We start from the raw sequence: 19,997 nt of genomic DNA on the forward strand, positions 1-19,997 counted from the left end.
TTTTATTTAGTGTTTATAGTTATTTTTTGTTCCGACTGATTACGCATGATAACCAAGTCTAATTTATCCGTTTTATTTTCAACATTAATTTGAAAAAAATCTTTTACCGTTTTTACTTTCTTACCAGCAGCCTCAAGAATCACATCGCCTTTTTTAAGTCCGTTATTTTTAACAGCAGGGCTACCCGACCAAACTTTTAAAAGAATAACACCTTCTGGAGTATTTAATCCGTAAGCCGATTGTTCTTGTTCAGATTCTACACTTTTCAATTCGTTACGCAACCAAGCCAAAACAAAAGCTCCTTTTTTATTTTCTTCGGAAGCATCTCTCATTACGGGGATTTCTGGTGTTTTAGCTATTTTCTTCAACTCAGCATTCTGAACTCCAAATTGATCCATTGGAAAGTTTTTGAAACCTATTTTTAATGCAGGAGAATTTTCAGCCACCGAAAAATCTAATGATGAAGGATCTTTAAATAACGGATCACCAAAGGCACTATGTAAATCTCTATCGTAAATTTGAGATTTCAACATCGATTCTTCATTCGGAAAAAAGTTGTAATCCATCTCTTTTCCCCAACCAGATAATCGTACATCTTGATAGCCTTTCTGAACGATATTGTGTTTAAAAACATCTTCACTTTTAGCAAACCAAACATGTGGATGTAAAGAATTATTTACCATAATATTATTTTCGGCAACACGATTAAAACCTTCACGCAGTTTTAATCCGTTATTTAATAATAAATTATTATAAATATGATAGTTCGATGAACCATCGTCTAAATCGATATCCCAACCATGATCGCAACGAAAACGGTTATTTCTAATAATGGTTGTTTTTATCGCATCCCATTTTGGCATATCTGGATTTGCCGTAGTTAGGCTATCCATAATACGACGGTTTGGATGCCAAAAACGATCTCTTCCCCAAGAATTAAACGAACCATGATCACTAGTTTCTAAAACGGTATTAAATACATCATTAAATTCTAAAATATGTCCGCCCCAAGTACCATCTCCAATATTAATACCTGCTCTCGGTACATCGTAAATACTATTATGTCGAACCGTAATATCCATCGCCATTGAAATTTGAACACCTGCCGTTTGCTTTTCAACACGACCAATACGGTGAATTAAATTATTTTCAACCAAACATTCTCGAGGATACAATTCGCCTTTTGGTCCCGAAACCGTATCCATTTCTACTACTGGAACAAACTCTCTATAAGTTAAAGCTGGAGATCTTACAGCCGACACATCTCCAACAAATGAAACAGCACTTGCCCCACAATCGTGAATATAATTATCTTTAATTTCTAACCCTTTATTGTATTTACTAGCCATAATAACGTTTCCACCCAAATTGGTGAATTCACTATGTTCAACTTTACAATTTTCTGTACCTTCAAAGAAGACAACAGCTCCACGATAAATAGTCCAATCACTACGCAATAACGGCTCGAAATCTTCCATAAATGTACGTGTAGTATTTTCGAATTTAATGCCTGATATAGTTACGTTTTTTACAGGATTTTCTAAAGTTCCAACCACTTGTATTAAATCTTTTAATACTGAAACTTCAAGGTTTAAATCATTAATAGCACTTATACTTTCTGGCCAATAATATAATTTGTTTCTTTTTTTATCTAAAAACCACTCGCCTGCACTATCAAGCTCTTCAAACACATTTTCTACCATACGGTATTCTTCATGCGGTTTTGAACCTCTATTATTTTGTTGTCCTCCACTTAAAATAGGAGTTCCATCATCATTAACTCCTGTTATTTCAAAATGAAAACCGCCCCATCTTCCGTTGTGTAATGCATTAAAAATTGCGCCTTCAGGATTTGCCCAAGTTGCAACGCGCTCTTTAGAAATAGCATCGGCAGCATAACCTTGCCAATATTGAGCACTCTCATCATAATTTGGATAGCGTGCTAAAATTTGTGGTTTTCCGTTTACTAAAAACTGATCGAAATCTAAACCTACAGGAACGTCGGTTACAAAAACATTATTGGTAAAAGTTTTCCATTTAGCCTCTAAAACCTGAGATCCTTTTATACTAACTTCCGAAGCATTAGTTCCTTTTATAGTTAAACCACTTAACGATGCTGGTATTTTTATAGCTTCGGATAAATGATATTGCCCTGGTAAAATATTGACAACAACCTCAGCGTCCGCATTGGTCGATTTTATTTCAATCGCTTTTTTTATAGCTTCAGGAATATTTAAAAAAGGCGCTTCTTTACTTCCGTCTGCATTTGCTACTTCATTTTGAGAAACATAAATTTCTATAATGTCTGTTGCTGAAGAACAGGACGCCAATAACACAAAAAACACAATAATTACACTTAGTTTTTTCATCTTAGATTTTAGTTTTGGTTATAGTTGCTTTTCCTTTTAAATACCCTAGAGACTGTAAAAACAAATCGGCTTCATAAACGGTTTCATAATAGTATTTACCTTTGTTTTTAGACTTATTAAAAAAACCATGCTCTTGCCCTTCATATATAAAAAGGTCGCATCGACTTCCTACCGCTTCCATTCTAGACTTATATTCCTTTCCTGTAGCCACCGGTATGTGTTTATCATTATCTCCTAAAAAGAAAATAGTTGGTGGTGCGCCTTTTGTAATATTATGCATTGGTGAAATTTCCATATAACGATCGCCAATACGTTCGTATCCATAATCGCCTTCGCCATTATCTATTACGGGGTTAAACAAGATTAACGCACTCGCTTTTGGACTTACCGAAATATCATCTGTAGATTCGTTTAAACCAGGAAGCAATGTTGTTGCAGCCGCTAAATGTCCTCCTGCAGACCCTCCAGAAGCAACCATTTTATTTGTATCAATTCCGAAGTCTTTGGCATGAATTTTTAAATAACGCATAGCCGACTTCGCATCTTTTACAGCTTCAAAAGGCGATGTTTTATTACGGTTTTTTATACGATAATCTACAACAACGGTAACCATACCTCGAGATGAAAAATATTTAGATTGATCTTCAAACTGACTAATAGATCCACTATTCCATCCGCCTCCAAAGAAGAAAACTATGGTCGGGTATTTTTTTCTTTTTTTAAATTTTTCGGGAAAATAAACACGAAGCATTAATGAGTCGTTATTAACCACTTTATAGATAACATCTTTAGATACTGGCTCCCACTTTTCTTGACCATAAGATGATACAAAAACAAGTAAACCTAATACTGTAAATATTATTTTTTTAAACATACTGCCTAATATTTTTCTATTTTCCATTCAATATAATTTCAGCTTTATCGTACCCTTTCTCTATTTTAAAGACTAACTGGGCATCATTATTTCTGTTTGTTGTTCCTTTTCGGCTAGCAACCAATTTACCACTTTCATAAAGTCTTAATTCAGCTGGCTTATCACCTTTAATAAAAGGCATATTTATTGTAATTGCCTCGTCTGTTTCAAATGTAAACCCTTCTTTTATTTTTTCAATTGAAAAAGTAAAAGGATTCCCTGAAGATACAATATCCCAACCATCATTTTCATATTTATACATCCCTGAAAGGAATAAAAAATCGAGCGTTTCATTTTCTAATGCCTGCCTTTTTATTGAAAGTAAGCCTTTTTGATAAAAGTTCTCATTTTTAGCAATATCAACATCGGAAGCATTAACTACAATATGATCGCTAGTTATTTTATCACTTAATAAAACATCAATAACCTGCGTACTTGGATATTTTTCGAATGATTTATACGAAACATTAGTAATAGGATTTTCTCCGCCTTCAAAATATGGATTGAAAACAACTGCAAATGGGTTTTGCCAAGCGGCAGCATTTCTCTTTAAAATTAAAGTTGGCGTAGGTTTTTTAAGAATTTCTAATGGAGCTGTTCCTTTTGAAATTGCATTAGATGCTGGTGAATTCACTTTATAAATTGTTTGACTCTCGCTCCCTTTTACCCACAATTTCATTAAATTATCAGGATTATTTTCAGTTTTTAATGTAAAAACAGCCTGAACAGCACCAGATGTTTGTGCTTTAAATTTATCGGTAAAATAATTATAACCTTTTAAATCTCCTTTCTTAGAACTTAAATCTGAAGTTTTATCAAGTTTTAAAACGGTATTCTTAGAATCTGTAATTTCTAACGACTGTCCTAAATTATGATAAATATACTCGTGTTTCTGTGGTCCGGCTTCTTGTTTTTTAGACCTAAATACATCGATAATATAATTTTTAGCTGTATTCGATTTTATAATAGCGGTAAAACGTTGCTGATCGGAAACCGTTGCAGGCTCTAAAAACGCCACTTTAGAAAACGTGATTTTATCAAAACTTGGTGTTTCTCCCGTTTTTGGATAACTATTTTCTAATTGATATGGATTAAACGAACGCATGGCACTATAATCAGATTTACCATCGACAATAACCGTGTTATGCGCAGGAAATCTCGAATTGAATTCACGATGCGTTGGATGCCAATAACTCGGCCCTTTTCCCATATCTGGTCCTAATGCATAATTGTTTGCAAAAAGTTCCATAGAAATACCATTAGCATGTGCATGATTACCGTAAGACCCAACTGTAGATACCATTACAGCATTATCCTTATCACCCATTCGCTGGTTAAACATACTCACATTAGACGCATAAAATGTAGGAGATGTTAAGTTTTTAATACTCGGAGACACTTCGTTTTTATTCAATTTTAATTCATCTGCATAAAAGAAAAGTTGAAAGAAATCAGATGCTTTTCGAGTATATAAATCATCGGAAATCATTTTAGAAAGAATTCCAGAAATTAATACTTCTTTCTCTGTCTTATCATATTTTTGATAATTAGAAATTAAAAGCTCGAAGTTTTCAGGTGGTAAAATTTTATGATTGGCATCTCCAAAACCTATAGTATATCCATTTGGAAATAAATATTGAAATGATGCCAAAGCAGCCTTTTCAACTATGGGATAATTTAAAAACTCGTCTTTATTAGTTGAGTTATCTAAAAGTGTGAAAATGCGTAAGAGCGTGGTAATTACGTGTACAGAATACGATGGCGATTCTGGCCAAATACCATTTTTATGATCGTAAACTAATAAAGATTCCTTTATCGCCAACTGTCTATCCGTTGATGTTTCGAAAGTGTGATCTAAATAATATTCGCGTCCTTTTCCATTTTTATAAGTTGAATCACTTTCTAAAACTAAACCGATATAAGTTAAAAAACGCGCTTGGAATAAATTCCAATTATTATCTGGAATTCCGTTTTTTATAATTTGATCTCCCCATTTCTGAAACACAGCAACCGAATGATCTAAATTCGTTTCATTAGCTTCAAAATAGTTATACATAAAATCGTAAACCGTTACTAGAGATACTACTATTCCTTCATGAATAACCTCGAAAGTGGCTAAACCAGATATTTTTTGTTGAATAGTTTTCTTTAAATCGATTGGCGCATCACGATAAAACATACCATCCATATAAGTCAAAAAAACAGGTGCAGCAAAATCTGCATATTTTTTATCATTTGTTAACCAATATAAAAATGCAGCATCTTCTGCCAATGCCATAATTTGTTCATTCACTTTCTCTATAGCAAAACCAGCTTTAGACGGATGAATCCATTCCATTTTCTTGGTTTTCTTATTCTCTAAATACAAACCTTTAGGATCGTCTAAATAAGGAATTACATCTTCCAATTTAGGTCTATTATAATCTGTAGCCCAATCTCGAGTTCCCGAATATCTAACAGTTGCAACTGGAGCAGAACCTTCGGAATGAGAAAAATCGCCAGCGTTCAAATAGACTTTATCATGTTTTGTTTTCCAGTTCATTTGTAGCCGTGAAACTAACCAACTTGGATCTTTTTCAACATATTCAAGATATTTCTCTAGGTTTTTCTTTTTCTTTTCAACTAGATCTTTCTTCCAAGAAACCTCTTCTAAAGTTTTTAGAAAAGCGTCTTTAGATTCATTGTTGGTATAAATTCTTGGATGTTTTACACTTTGTCCTAAAACGGAAAGCGACACCATCAATAAACAAATCGATATATAATTTTTTACTGCTCCTTTTATCATTTTAATTATTTAATTTCAATATTATAACCCGCTGGAAATTGTTTTGCTTTCATTGTTTTAGTTTGAATGAAAACAGGTTTATCAGAAGAATAAAAATAACTTCCGTTATCAAACTTTAACTCTGCGGAAACGGCTTCTTTTACTGCTTCAATTTTAAAATCACCTTTTTGAAGGCTTTTCCCCTTTCCTAAATATAGATATTCAAATTCATTATTTTTTTCTGAAACAATTCCAAAAACTCCTTGAAATTTTAAACCCCTAATAGGCTCGTATAGCTTATTATCAATAGCATTACAGATATATTGCTTACTATTTTTAGAAGTAACGGAGATGCTAACAAAGTTATCAGATGCTTTTAATTTTGAAATATTATATATAGATTTCTCACCTGTTTCATACGTTTCAAAAACAGAAACAAATGGATATTTTTTTCCGTTAATATCATTTTGACGTACAATTAATGTTGGTGTAGTTTCAGGACTTTTGTTTACCAACCCAGGTGTTATATCTGCTCTTAAAGTTGTTGGAGGCGCATCTACCACATACAACTCGCGATTATTTTGTCCCATCATCCACATATTAACATGCAATGCAGGAGATACCGCTGTTGTGGTCCAATTCGCATTAAAATCTTTTGAATAATCTATTTTTCTTTGATTTTTAAAAAACGAATAACTTTTATCATACTTCACTCCTAAATCATTCACGTTCTCTAAACTTAAAGGTGTATTTAATTCACTTTTAAGTATTACTGAATTCCCTAAATTATGATGAACATAATCATTATCTAATTGATCCGATCTAAAAACATCAACATAATAGCCAGCAGTTTCAGAGGTTCGAACCATAGCTACTAAACGACGTTTTTCGTCTGCAGACACATCTGAGAATGATACCTTTTCGGAAGTTTCGGAAGTATTATAAAACCCTATATTGGTATCTACTACAGGATCCATGGCATTTATAACAATATCTCCACTACTATATCCTGGTAAAATGGTATTCGACCCTGTAATTCCTCTATGATATGGAGCATCTTTAGACCAATAAGATTCGTATGCCGAAGCATCCGGAGCCATAGCCCAACCCTTTCCGTAGAATTGCATAGCTAAACCATTTGCTGTTAAATGAGATTTATGTTTTCCGCCGTACAGTGTGAACATCATACCATTATTTTCATCGTTTCCATTTCTCATAATAATATGTTTATGAAATGGAGAATATGCCGCTTTATGAAATGGCAAATCACTTCCCAAACCTAACAAAGGTTGGTTAAAAATAATGCCTTGCCAATTTGATGCGTTTCTGTCATACTGTCCCGAAGCGATATTTTTACGAATTACCGTAGCCATTTTTTTTGCTGTTTCGGTATCTCCTTCCCAAGTAGAATAGGTTAATAAAGACTCAAAAGATGAAATATTTGCGGGTCCGCCGCGCATGTCTCCAAAAACTACTAAGTTCCCACGAGCATCTAACCAACCTAAATTTGCTAATGCTGCTTTAGTAATAATTGGGTTTCCAGCTAACGTATTCACACCAGATTTATACAATTTTACGCCCATATCTAAAACCAAAGGAATCATGCCTGACGCATAACCCGGAGATTCCGGCCACAAACCTGTTGTTTTGTTATAATAGTCCATGATTACAGGTAATCCTGCAAAATATTCGGACGGTTTATCTTTCGTATAAAACGGAATATAATATTCTCGTCCTTTACCATCTTTATAAAAATCGTTAGATTCTAAAACAAGCATGCTATTCAATATATTTTTATAACGATTCACATTCCAGTTTCCTACTTTACCACCTCTTATTAAATCTATTTCTATAAAACGTTTAAACACATCTCCAGCAACTTCTGTTGTGGTTTTGCTTAATGCTTTTAAGTGTGGATGCGGATGCGCATTTAAATAATCATACAAAAAATCGTAAGCAGCAGCAGCAGGAATTTGTCTGTCGTCATGAATAACTTCATAATCATAAAACCCCATAATACCACCAGGTTCGTAGCCTCCAGCTCCTTTAGTAGACTTATTAGGATCTAATGGTGGCTCCATATAATAGGTTCCTAACATCCAAGTCCATAAAATATCTGAAGAAAATTTCGCATACTTTTCATCTTCAGTTACAAAATATGCAAAAGCGGCTTTTTCGGCTAGCTTTAAAATCTCCATGTTGTTAGCACGAATCATGTGTCCTGTTTCTTTATAAGGAATTAATACAGGCGTTTTATCGGCACTCGATCTACTAATACCTAATAAATCTCCAGATTCACTATAAGGAATTCTATCTTCTAATGGCACATTTAAATAATCGTTCCAAGTACGCATACCTGGTAATCTAACGGTTGGTACAGGTGCATTACCTTCCCCATAATCCCAATTTTGATTTTTAATATAGCATTGTGTAAAATGCGCCCCTTCTTTCCAATACATTGCCAATCTAGAAACAATCCATTGTGGATCGGTGATATGACGCGTTACGTACGGATTAATTTCTTCTTGTAATGCATTCCAAGAAGCTTTAGCCCAAGCTTCATTTTCAATTTTAGATAAAACCTCTTGCCTATCAGATTTATTTACAAATACTTGAGGGTGACTTCCTTCTTTTTGCCCATAAATAGGGCTTTCTATTAAAAATAAAACGATTAATAATGGTACTAATTTTGATAATTTCATCTGAATAAAAAACTATTTTATGACTATGATTCTTATATAAGAATGTCTAAATTTTAATTTGAAATAAAAACTCAGACGTAATTTTAATTACTTTTTAATGAAGCGGAACAGTTTCAATATCTGGGTTGTTTTTGGCTTCAAGGTATTTTCTAAGCACTTCTTGATCTAGCTCCGAACTATCTCCATAAAACTTACGCATATCTTTAAGTTGTTGTTTTAACTTCACAACTATATCTGCATAGGCAGGATCATCTATAACATTAGTCATTTCTTGAGGATCTTTTTTACGATCGTATAATTCCCATTCATCTACATCGTAATAAAAATGCGCCAATTTATATTCTTGAGTAATAATAGCATAATGCCTTTTTACCATGTGAATTCCTGGGTATTCGTAATAATGGTAATACACGGCATCTCTAGTCCATTCTTCGTCGTTTCCTAATAACAAAGGAATTAGACTTTCACCTTGCATATCAGAAGGCGGAACAATGTGTGCTGCTTCTAAAATAGTTTGAGCAAAATCTAAATTCTGAACCATTTCGGTATTTGTAGTTCCAGGTGTAATTACATTTGGCCATTTAATTAAAAGCGGTGTTTTAAAAGATTCATCGTAAACAAAACGTTTATCGAACCAACCGTGTTCTCCTAAATAAAACCCTTGATCGGAGGTATAAATAATAATGGTATTTTCATCCAATCCGGTATCTTCTAAATAATCTAACAAACGTCCAACATTTTCATCAACAGCAGCAATACATCCTAAGTAATCTTGCATGTATCTTTGGTAGCGCCATTTCATTAATTCGGTGTCGTTCATTTTTGGGTATTGCTTTTTAAAGTCTTCCATCATTGGTCTGTAAACCGAATCCCAAACGGCTCTTTGCTCAGCATTCATAGCACCAACTTCACGTTCAAAAGCTTCTAAATCCCATCCAGATTTATCTTTAATGCCTAATTCTGCCATCATTTCAGGATATAACTTAGAATCTCCAGCCCAGTTCATGTGAGTTAATAAATTCATTTCTGCCGTTTTAGCTGCGGTTCCGCGTCCTTCGTAATTATCAAATAAAGTTTCTGGCTCTACAAAGGTTTTCTTGGTGTATTCTTTAAAATGGCGAGGCGCTGGTAACCACTCTCTATGAGGTGCTTTTTGCATTGAGAATAACATAAATGGCTGTTCATCATTCTTATTTTCTTCTAACCAATCTAAGGTCATATCCATAATAATATCGGTTACATAACCTTCAACCGTAATTTGTCCGTCATTGGTATCAAAAATAGGATTGTAATAGCGACCTTGACCTGGTAAAATTTTGAATTCATCAACACCTTTTGGATTGTTACCGAAGTGTAATTTCCCAAACATGGCTGTTTTATACCCAGCTTGTTGCATTAACTGCGGAAAGGTAACTTGCGATTCATCGAAAGGAAATACGTTATCTACTTTACCATGAATATGGCAGTGTTTACCAGTTAAAATAGTTGCTCTTGACGGTGCACAAATGGAATTAGATACACAGGCGTTTGTAAACTTAATACCTTCATCCGCAATGCGATCTATATTTGGAGTTTCAATTAAATGATTACTATACGCACTAATAGCTTGATACGCATGATCATCGGACATCATAAAAATAATGTTTGGTCGCTTTGCAGGCAATTCTTTTTTAACAACAGCAACCTCCTTGTTTTCTTTCGATTTACAAGACACCATGCTTATTAAAAAGAAAACAGTTAACAATTTTAAAATAGTTAGATTTTTCATAGTTATATTATAATGATAATTTTTAATTAGACATTTAAAATAACAACGGCTAATGAATTACTTGGAATTTCAACTTTTATACCTTCTCCATTTTCTATTTGACACTCGTAAGCCTGTGCTTCATCTTTAGTGTTTTGAATAAGTACATAAATTTTTCCTTCGTACTTTATTGAAATTAAATCGGCTCTAGAAAAGTTAGCAATTCGTTTAGCTCCTGGAACCAAATACTGACTCATAAACCCAATAACCGCATAATCTGGATTATATGTTACTTGTTTTGTATTTCGGTCTATATTAATAAGTGAATTTTGTTTCCAATCCCAACCACTTTCGGTAGTTTCATTTAAAATCATGTTCCAATAACAATAATTTGGTACACCTCTATTAATATAGTTAGCAATCTCTCTTAATCTGTTTGATGCTTGTCCCCAATTATTTTTTCCATCATCGCAGTTTCCTTCTGTGTGCATTAAGTTTACTTCTGGATAAACATCTTTGGTTTGTTGAATATAAATTCCGCCAGTATATTGAATTCCTATACCATCATACAAGTTCCTATAGTCCTCGTTAGCTGCAATTTCAATGGCATCTAAACGCCCGTAGGTTCTAAAAGTTCCTGCCCAAATTTCAGTGTCGATATTATCTTTTTCAAACTGTGGACGTAAATAAGATTTTACTAATTTATTCATTTGAGCCACCGACATATCATTAGACGGATATTTAGTATTGGCATCATTTTCATTTTGAATAATTAACCTATCCACAGTAATGCCTTTTTTCACGTAAGCTTGAATGTATTTAGAAAAGTACAACGCATAAGCTTTATAGATTTTAGGTTCATCTTTTAGTTGGTTCTTCTCAGGAAACTCTTCACCTCTATCCATTAAACCAGAATATTTCATCCATGCTGGTGGACTCCAGGGTGAAGCAAATAATTTTAAGTCTGGATTTGCTTTAAATGCTTTTTGAAGATAAGGAATAACCGTAGTTTCCTCTCTTTCTATTGAAAAATGCTTCATCTTATAATCGTCTGCTTTTTCAGCATAACTATACGCATCAATTCCAAAATCGCTAGCACCAACAGCAGTTCTATTAAACACAAGTTCCGCCCCTTGATCTAAGCTAAAAAGGTTCGCTATAACTTGATCTTGTAATTCCGATGGTAATGACATTAAGGCTTCTCCTCCAATTTCATTAAAAGCACCACCAAAACCTTCAAGCGTTTGAAACTCAACGTTTGGATATAATTTTATTTTATTCTTTCGGTTAATAGGCGTTTCCACATCTTTTCCTACGGATTTATTTACAATAATTTCTCCATTCGGTATTTCTCCTGATAATTTAATAGCATGCACTTCTACATTATTTTGAGACCATACAGTTATCATAGATAAAAGACAGAAAAGTAGCGGCGTTAACTTTTTCATATTTATTTAGTTTTTGTTATTTGAATAGCAAAACCATTGTTACTATTACTCTTTATATTTATTTGAATTAACCTGTTTGAAATGATTAATTTATAATATTAGATTCCCCTTCATCTACAACCTCACCCACACTTGTAATAATACTTGTTTTTGAATATTCCCCTAATAGTACTGGATTATTAGTCTCGTTATTCAATTCAATACTGGTAGCACTATAAGTGTTTTTCAAATCTTCCTCAGTACGTTCGTCATTATCTCCCCAATCTTCTGCAACTCCAATCCAAATAGGGCGTAAGTTTTCATTTGGTTTTGTTCCATTATAAGTGAATTTAACCTGATGTCCACTTCCCGTAATTTGTGCAAAAGGATGATTGCCCATAGTAACTTCAGAATCTATCAATTCCAATTCAATATCAGAATTTTTCTTATGATCATAAGGTAACATCAATAACGGACCAAAGGCTGTATTACCTTTACAGTTTTTAACAACAGCATTGGAAGGAAAGCTATAAGCATGTTCGCAATTTACTACTGTATTGTTTGATACATTAGAAGCTCCAGAACCAATAGATAAGGTAATTCCACCACGCATTTTATCTACAAAACAATTTTCGACTGTAATATCTCCTGTTCTACGATTAACACCATTAACATCATCACCATCTAAATAAGCTCTTATTCCATCTTCTGTTAAACTAATCATCTCTCCTTTTCGAATAGGCAAACCTCTTTCCAATTCTGGGAAATATATTTTAAAACCATAATCATAAGCAGGACCAGAAGTTTCTTCATAAATTTCGTCTGTAAGTCGTCTAGCTCCTTCCATAGTAACGTTACGTATTATGGTGTTTTGCGATCCATGAATATGAATTCCGTGTCCAAAAGAAAACACTTTAAAATCGCATCCATCTACCAAAACATCATCACCTAAAATAGACATTGCGGAATGTTTATACAGCCCTACATAATGATCTGAACCTTTACCATACAAATCACCATAGCCATAAGGCGCCGACCCTTTTATAATAAAATTACAACCAAGAAATGAAATATCATTACCGTGTACCTCAAATTCTGCAAGGCTTTTATAAGGACGTTCCTCTCCTGTATTTTCAAAATCCCCTCCATTAAAAACAAGATTGCTACCGTCTATTCGATACGTAGCAAACTCATGCGTATTTCCAGGCCCCATATTTCGTAAAACACTGGTTGGGATTATAATAGTTACTCCTTCAAAATTAAATACGTTATTAGATCCACTAAAATGAAAAATAGTTTTCGGGTCTTCAGGCATGGTCCCAGATACAACATATTCCCCGGCTTTCATATTAATGGTTTTACCAGATAATTGAACCGCTTTTCTTAATTCGTCAATTGTAGAAATGGCAAGTATATCATCGTCATAATTAAGTACAACTTCCTCCTCTATAACTTCTTCCTCATTTTCAATAACTTTATCATCTTTTTCCTCTCCACTATCACAAGCTGTAATAAAACATAAGGAAAATAAAATAATTAAACCGAAAAGGTATTTAGGTAATAATTTTGGTTGTTTCATGGTTATTTAGTTTTGGTTTATCTTACTATTTTAAACCTATAACAATGTCTTGAAAAGGCATTGGTGGCACTTTAAAGGTTATTATTTTTTCCCCGTTTATTATATGGCGGTCCCCATTTAATTGTTTAAACCCAAAGCTCATAACGACGTTTCCTTTACCATAAACATCCGGAACCGTTAGTAAAATTGGATCATCGCAAGTCAATTGCATTTGTTCGCCATAAACTAAAGTCGCTGTTCCATATTTTTTACCTAAAACTTCGATATTATATCCGTTTTCTTCAAGCCTTTTTCCAGAACCCAGAAAAAGTGTTGTTTTATCTTTTTCGGTGGTTACTATCCCGAAAGTTCCGTCAAATTCTATATTCTGAAAAGTGTAAGTTCCGAATGTATCCGAAGAAAACACATAATCCTTTCTATCCGAAAGGCTTTCTATTTTCAATCCTACAAAGCTTTTATTTGAAGTCGCATCAAAAGTCTCAATATGTTTTATTCTTGAAGGTTCACTAGTTGTTGAAGGTTCATAAACCGCCACAAACGGACGATTCCATGCTTCACCATTTTGGCGTACTACAATAGTAGGCTGTAATACCTTAGCTATTTCTTCGGGAACCATAGCTTCTCTCATAGCCTCAGAACGTGGTGATTTTACTTTGAATATTTCACGATTTTTATTCCCGCTCATCCACATATTCATGCTAACTTTTTCTTCTCCTTTAATAGATAAATTAAAAATGGCGTTAAAATCTGAATCTGTTTTTACTGAAGTTTCATCTGTGATGTAATCGTAAGCCTTAATATTACCTGCTTTTGAAGTTAATTTAGAACTCGTGTCTAATTTTAGAGTTTGATTGTTTTTGGTTGAAATATTTAACTCTTGACCTAAATTATGATAGAAATAATCATGATATCCATCCTTTCCGTCTTTTTGTTTAGAACGAAAAATATCTACATAATATCCAGAAGTTTCACCGGTACGTACAATACTCATCACTCTATTTTGATCGGAATTTGTACTCGGTTCATTAAAATAAACATCAGAAAAATTGATATTTGGATAATAGCCTGATTTTCTTTCCGAAGTTGGATACAATGCATTCACTTGAAAAGGATAGTAACTACGCATTTTATTGTACTGTGATTTTCCATTTACAGAAACCGTATTATGTGCAGGGAATTGCGAATAATACTCACGATAATCTGGCTGAAAATAACTCGATCCACGCCCCCCTTCAGGAGCTAAAACATAATTTTTACCATACAATTCCATAGCAATACCATTGGAATGGGCATGATTCCCTAAAGACCCAACTTGAGAAATCATTAAACCATGTTTTGCATCCAACCCATTTCTCATAGCTACCCAACTCACTGTTGGCGCGTAAAAAGAACTCGTCATGTAATCACTCTTAATTGCAGGTGCAATAGTTTCATCTAAAAGAACTGTAGAATCATGTAAAAAGTTGGAAAATGCATTTTTCTTATTTCCTTTCGTATTCTGCACTTTTTCACCTTCTATTAAATATAGTAATCCAGTAAATTTTTCTTCTTGTTCTCTATTATTAAACTGCTGTGCATTACTAATTAAATCGTAATACGGGTTAGATTTCAACGGTCCATAATGCGAATCACCAAAAGCAACAATGTTATTATTAGGATATAAATACTGAGGCATAACCGCCACAGCTTCTGGAATTACTGGCATAAATTGCATAATATCTACACCCAATGAGTTTTGAACAACTCTTGCCAAATGCGTGTACCCTTCGGCCACGCTTAAAGCATAACTTGAACTCTCATTCCAAACACCATTTTTTTGATCGTAACCATAATCTAAAACATCTTTAACAGACCATTGTCGAACTTCCGATTCGTTAAATACACGGTTTAAATAATACTGACAGCCTTTGCCGTCGTCGTACATTTTATCTTCATCTAAAACCAACGCAATTTGAATTACAAAATTGGCTTGATGTAGATTCCAGTTATTATCTGCTACACCATTTTTTATAATTATTTCTGCTAATTTCTTTAAAGATGTGGCATAAATTTGATTTTCCTTTTTATGTTTTTTTTGAATATAATCATAAAGAAAATCGTAACACTCAGCCAATTCATCTACAATATTTTCTTTAATAACTTGAAAAGAAGTTAGTCCAATTATATTTTGAACATTTCCTTTTTTCATGTCTATAGGTTCGTTTCTATAATACAAACCCTGCATATACACATCGAACAAATGTGCTGCTAATTTTGCGTAATCGGCATCACCTTCAACATAATAAACCAACGCTGCATCACGAGCAATTCTCATAATATTTTCGTTAGTATTTTCTATTATTCTTCCTGTTTTAGCTGGATTTACCCACTCCCATTTATCTGTTTTTTTATTCTGAAGAAATAAACCACGCGAATCTTCTAAATATGGCTTTGCATCTTTTAAACTTGGTATTTTATAATTTGTAACATAATCTCGTTGCCCTGTAAAACGTACCGTTGGCACAGGCGCATAACCTTTGGCATGATCGTAAAACTCCCCTTTCACAAAAATATCTGTAGCATGAGATTTCCAATACATTTGATATCTTGATGATAACCATTCGGGTTCAGTTTTATACTGCTCGACGTATTTTGAAATTTTACTTTTTATAGCTTTATAAGATTGCTGAACATCATTTGAAGTTTCTATTTTTTGAAGAATATCTTCTTTAGAAACTTTAGACGATATTAAACGCGAATGTACTCGTTCAATATTCTTAGGAAATACAAATTGAGCATAAGTCAACTTTCCAAAAAACAAACTAAAAGTAATTAAAAAAACTATTTTCTTCATCCTTTTCATATCTCCTATTCATTACGCACCCAAATATGGCTTCCGTCTAAAAGTTTTTTATATTGAATTTCGAATTCCGCTTTTATCTTCTTAAAAACTTCTGGTTCTTTTAAAGCTAAATTTTCAGATTCACTGATGTCGTTTTTCAAATTAAACAATACAAAGTCGGTCAATTTTGCACTTTTTACAAACTCTTCATTTCCATCGTATAGATTATGAATATGTGGTAATTCTTCATTGTTAACATCTAAGCGCCCCATAATTTTCCAATCGCCACTTCTCATAGCCACTCGGCGTTCGTTAATAGCATCATAAAAAGCCCAAATCAACGGTTTTTCACGTGTTAATTTACCCGAATCTAAAAAGCTTTTAATGGATTGACCGTCCAAAGTGCGTTTTGGCAATTCGGCTCCCGCCAATTCAGCAAATGTTGGTAGAAAATCTAATGCTGAAACCACTTGATCCGAGGTTCCTGAAAAGGTTTCTTTCCCCATCCAATTTACAATACACGGTACTCTAAAACCAGCTTCGTTAGTCCATAACTTCATCCCTTTTAAGGCACCTGGTGTACCATAAGAATGCTTGGCTCTACTATAACGCATAAAGGTTTCTGGCCCATTATCGGAAGTGAAAATGATTAATGTATTCTCACTATTATGTTTTTCTAAATAAGTTACTAAACGGCCTACTGCAATATCTACATTTTCAACATTAGCAAAATATTCTGCTTGCTGACGATTTTCTGCCAATGGTAAATATTTTTGAACTAAATCTTCTGGTGAAGCAATAGGTTCGTGTGGTTCATGAAAAGCCACTTCAAGAAAAAATGGTTTATCATCTTTTTGGATTTTCAACCAATTAATAGCTTCATCAACTACAATTTGACTACTAAAACCTTCTATCTCACCAACCTTTTCACCATTACGAATAAAATTATTCGGGTTATGATGGCTAGGCGCTGCATTGTTATGTGTAGCAAACCAATGGTCGAAACCAAAATCATTTGGTTGAGGTTGTGCTGCATTATTAAAACGAGAATTACAATGCCATTTACCAGATAAACATGTGGCATATCCAGCAGATTTTAAAATAGCAGGAATGGTAACCTCATCGGCTTGAAGATGCACTAAATCTCGATTATCTTCACTTTTTTTATACCCCGGAATAAAATCGTAAACACCCGCTCGGTTTGGACTTCTCCCTGTTAACAACCCAACTCTTGAAGGTGAACAAACTGGAGCTGTGGAATAAAAATTGGTGAGTTTAATTCCGGTTTTTGCCAGTTTATCCAAATTATCTGTTTTAATAATAGGATGCCCAAATGCTGCTAGATCTCCATAACCTAAATCATCACATAACATAACAACAATGTTAGGCTGTGACGATTTTTCAGTTTGAACAGTATCTTCTTTTAATAAAGAATTTTCTTTGGATTTACATGAAATGACTAATAAGACAACCACGCATACCATATATTTTATTACTTGGATCATTTTAATCTATTTTGATTTATTAAAAAAGTCGCTAAAATAAAGCATGTGGTATTTTATAGAATTACTCCAGTATTTATTGGTATGCCCACCTGGACGTTCAATATAATCGTGTGGAATATTGCGTTCCACTAATTTATTATGAAGACGAACATTAGCGTCGTGAAAAAAATCGTCTACACCACAATCAAATAAGAAATTTAGATTTTCACCATCTAGTAAATACACTAAATTAATTACACTGTTTTTTTTCCAGATTTCAGGATTTTCGGCATAAACACCTAATCTTTTAGAAATATCCCAACGCAATGGAAATGGCCTAATATCGACACCTCCACTCATACTTGCTGCTACTCCCCAAATATCATTATGTTTAAAAGCCAAATACAATGCTCCATGGCCGCCCATACTGTAACCAGAAATGGCACGGTTTTTATTATTAGCTTTTGTATTGTACGTTTTATCAATTTTAGAAACTAATTCTTTCGAAATATAAGTTTCATACTTCATGGTTTCATCAATTGGACTATCAAAATACCAACTTGTTTTAGTACCATCAGGACACACAATAATTACATTATATTGGTCGGCATAAGCTTTAATCTTAGGAGCTTTTCCTAACCATGCTTTGTGGTCGCCTCCTGCTCCATGCAGCAAATAAACGACAGACAAAGCTTCTCCATTTTTTTTATAAGAATCGGGAGTAATTATTACATTTTTTATGTCTTTATTCATACTATTACTATGCACAACTAGCGTATCAATTTTTGACGCATAAAGCGATAATGACAAACAAAAAACGAGTAAAAACCCAACTAACTTTTTCATATAAACTGATTTATTATTTTTTCTTTAACATGATATCTTCTAATTCTTCTAATGTTTTCCCTTTAGTTTCTGGCATCATAAACGCAACAAATAATAATTGAAAAACCATCATTACGGCAAACACAAGAAAAACAACTCCTCCTCCAACTAGTTTTAATAAGAAAGGAAATAATGAAGGAATAAGTGCTGCTAAAACCCAGTGGGTTGAACTACCGAAAGCTTGACCGGAGGCACGTAAATGATTCGGGAAAATTTCTGAAATAAACACCCAAATTACTGCACCTTGGCCTACTGCATGAGCTCCAATAAATAAAAACAAGAAAATTGGTACCGCCATACCTGTCCATTCTAATAAGAAAGCAGCAGCTAAAAGTCCTAATGAAACAATATACCCTACAGAACCAATATACATTAACGTTTTTCTTCCTAATTTATCAATTAAGAACACCCCTAATAATGTAAAAACAAGATTAGTAACACCTAAGCCTATACTATTTAATAATGCTGAATTTTCTCCTAATCCTGCCTCTTCAAAAATACGTGGCGCATAATATAATACTGCATTAATTCCTGAGAACTGGTTAAAAAAGGCTATAAAAAAGGCTAACATTAACGGAAATCTATATTTTTTAATGAAGATAGTTTCAGATTTATCACTTTTTTCTGCATGCGAATTAAACTCTCTTATTTGCTCTTCAACATCAGCCTCAGGCTCTATTATTTTTAAGACCTCTCTCGCTTCATCCTCTCTAGATTGAGATAATAACCAACGTGGGCTTTTAGGTAATTTTAAAGCGAATAAAATATATAACACTGCAGGAATAGCTTCTACACCAAGCATCCAACGCCATGCATTGTCACCAATATCACTTAATAAGTAATTAGATAGATAAGCTATCATGATACCAAAAACTATATTAAATTGGTACATAGCAACCAAACGGCCTCTATCTTTTGCTGGTGCAATTTCAGAAATATAAGCTGGAGCTGCAATAGTAGATGCACCTACTCCTAATCCTCCAATAAAGCGAGCAAAGGCAAATACATACGGATCATTCGACAAAGCCGAACCTATGGCTGAGACAGCAAATAAAACCCCAATAACTATTAGGGTATTTTTACGTCCGTATTTATTAGTTGGAATACCTCCAAAAATAGCACCTACAACAGTTCCCCAAAGTGCCATTCCCATAACTACTGCGCCATGAAAAGCTTCTGAAGACCCCCATAATGCTTGTAATTTTTTATCGGCACCAGAAATTACGACAACATCAAATCCAAATAAAAAACCTGCAAGTGCTGCGGTAATAGACCATAATAATATTTTTTTGTTCATGTTATGTTT

At 33.7% G+C, this 19,997-nt stretch carries 11 protein-coding genes; all 11 read right to left on the reverse strand.

What is annotated here, in order from left to right; genetic code table 11:
- Positions 1 to 2: 2 nt before the first annotated feature.
- Complete coding sequence (locus GQR97_RS00175) at positions 3 to 2,369, reverse strand: PDZ domain-containing protein (RefSeq protein WP_158843883.1); 2,367 nt, start codon at positions 2,367 to 2,369, stop codon at positions 3 to 5.
- Between the two features lies 1 nt (position 2,370).
- Entirely contained in the window at positions 2,371 to 3,270 is a 900-nt protein-coding gene (locus GQR97_RS00180) for an alpha/beta hydrolase (protein ID WP_233267585.1), read from the reverse strand.
- Entirely contained in the window at positions 3,260 to 6,067 is a 2,808-nt protein-coding gene (locus GQR97_RS00185) for a heparinase II/III family protein (RefSeq protein WP_199269892.1), read from the reverse strand. Before GQR97_RS00185 ends, GQR97_RS00180 begins: the two co-directional genes overlap by 11 nt.
- A gap of 5 nt (positions 6,068 to 6,072) precedes the next feature.
- Positions 6,073 to 8,748: a hypothetical protein gene (locus GQR97_RS00190; RefSeq protein ID WP_158843885.1), complete on the reverse strand. Its 2,676-nt coding sequence runs from the start codon at positions 8,746 to 8,748 to the stop codon at positions 6,073 to 6,075.
- 94 nt (positions 8,749 to 8,842) lie between these two features.
- Positions 8,843 to 10,516 (reverse strand): sulfatase, encoded by a 1,674-nt coding sequence (locus GQR97_RS00195; RefSeq protein ID WP_158843887.1) that lies wholly within the window; start codon positions 10,514 to 10,516, stop codon positions 8,843 to 8,845.
- Between the two features lie 26 nt (positions 10,517 to 10,542).
- Complete coding sequence (locus GQR97_RS00200) at positions 10,543 to 11,943, reverse strand: glycoside hydrolase family 30 protein (protein WP_158843889.1); 1,401 nt, start codon at positions 11,941 to 11,943, stop codon at positions 10,543 to 10,545.
- An 85-nt stretch (positions 11,944 to 12,028) separates the two neighbouring features.
- Positions 12,029 to 13,501 (reverse strand): right-handed parallel beta-helix repeat-containing protein, encoded by a 1,473-nt coding sequence (locus GQR97_RS00205; protein ID WP_158843891.1) that lies wholly within the window; start codon positions 13,499 to 13,501, stop codon positions 12,029 to 12,031.
- 25 nt (positions 13,502 to 13,526) lie between these two features.
- Entirely contained in the window at positions 13,527 to 16,334 is a 2,808-nt protein-coding gene (locus tag GQR97_RS00210) for a heparinase II/III family protein (protein ID WP_158843893.1), read from the reverse strand.
- A gap of 14 nt (positions 16,335 to 16,348) precedes the next feature.
- Positions 16,349 to 17,827: a sulfatase-like hydrolase/transferase gene (locus GQR97_RS00215; protein ID WP_199269893.1), complete on the reverse strand. Its 1,479-nt coding sequence runs from the start codon at positions 17,825 to 17,827 to the stop codon at positions 16,349 to 16,351.
- 6 nt (positions 17,828 to 17,833) lie between these two features.
- Positions 17,834 to 18,652 carry an alpha/beta hydrolase gene (locus tag GQR97_RS00220; RefSeq protein ID WP_158843895.1) on the reverse strand — a complete coding sequence of 273 codons (819 nt, stop codon included), beginning with the start codon at positions 18,650 to 18,652 and terminating at the stop codon, positions 17,834 to 17,836.
- A gap of 13 nt (positions 18,653 to 18,665) precedes the next feature.
- Positions 18,666 to 19,988 (reverse strand): sugar porter family MFS transporter, encoded by a 1,323-nt coding sequence (locus GQR97_RS00225; RefSeq protein ID WP_158843897.1) that lies wholly within the window; start codon positions 19,986 to 19,988, stop codon positions 18,666 to 18,668.
- Positions 19,989 to 19,997: the final 9 nt, after the last annotated feature.

The sequence above is a fragment of the Algibacter sp. L1A34 genome (assembly GCF_009796805.1).
Lineage (GTDB): Bacteria > Bacteroidota > Bacteroidia > Flavobacteriales > Flavobacteriaceae > Algibacter.

Excerpts from the sequence above, each read along its gene's own strand:
- GQR97_RS00175 (WP_158843883.1), bottom strand. The coding sequence starts at position 2,369 with ATGAAAAAACTAAGTGTAATTATTGTGTTTTTTGTGTTATTGGCGTCC.
- GQR97_RS00180 (WP_233267585.1), bottom strand. The coding sequence starts at position 3,270 with ATGGAAAATAGAAAAATATTAGGCAGTATGTTTAAAAAAATAATATTT.
- GQR97_RS00185 (WP_199269892.1), bottom strand. The coding sequence starts at position 6,067 with ATGATAAAAGGAGCAGTAAAAAATTATATATCGATTTGTTTATTGATG.
- GQR97_RS00190 (WP_158843885.1), bottom strand. The coding sequence starts at position 8,748 with ATGAAATTATCAAAATTAGTACCATTATTAATCGTTTTATTTTTAATA.
- GQR97_RS00195 (WP_158843887.1), bottom strand. The coding sequence starts at position 10,516 with ATGAAAAATCTAACTATTTTAAAATTGTTAACTGTTTTCTTTTTAATA.
- GQR97_RS00200 (WP_158843889.1), bottom strand. The coding sequence starts at position 11,943 with ATGAAAAAGTTAACGCCGCTACTTTTCTGTCTTTTATCTATGATAACT.
- GQR97_RS00205 (WP_158843891.1), bottom strand. The coding sequence starts at position 13,501 with ATGAAACAACCAAAATTATTACCTAAATACCTTTTCGGTTTAATTATT.
- GQR97_RS00210 (WP_158843893.1), bottom strand. The coding sequence starts at position 16,334 with ATGAAGAAAATAGTTTTTTTAATTACTTTTAGTTTGTTTTTTGGAAAG.
- GQR97_RS00215 (WP_199269893.1), bottom strand. The coding sequence starts at position 17,827 with ATGATCCAAGTAATAAAATATATGGTATGCGTGGTTGTCTTATTAGTC.
- GQR97_RS00220 (WP_158843895.1), bottom strand. The coding sequence starts at position 18,652 with ATGAAAAAGTTAGTTGGGTTTTTACTCGTTTTTTGTTTGTCATTATCG.
- GQR97_RS00225 (WP_158843897.1), bottom strand. The coding sequence starts at position 19,988 with ATGAACAAAAAAATATTATTATGGTCTATTACCGCAGCACTTGCAGGT.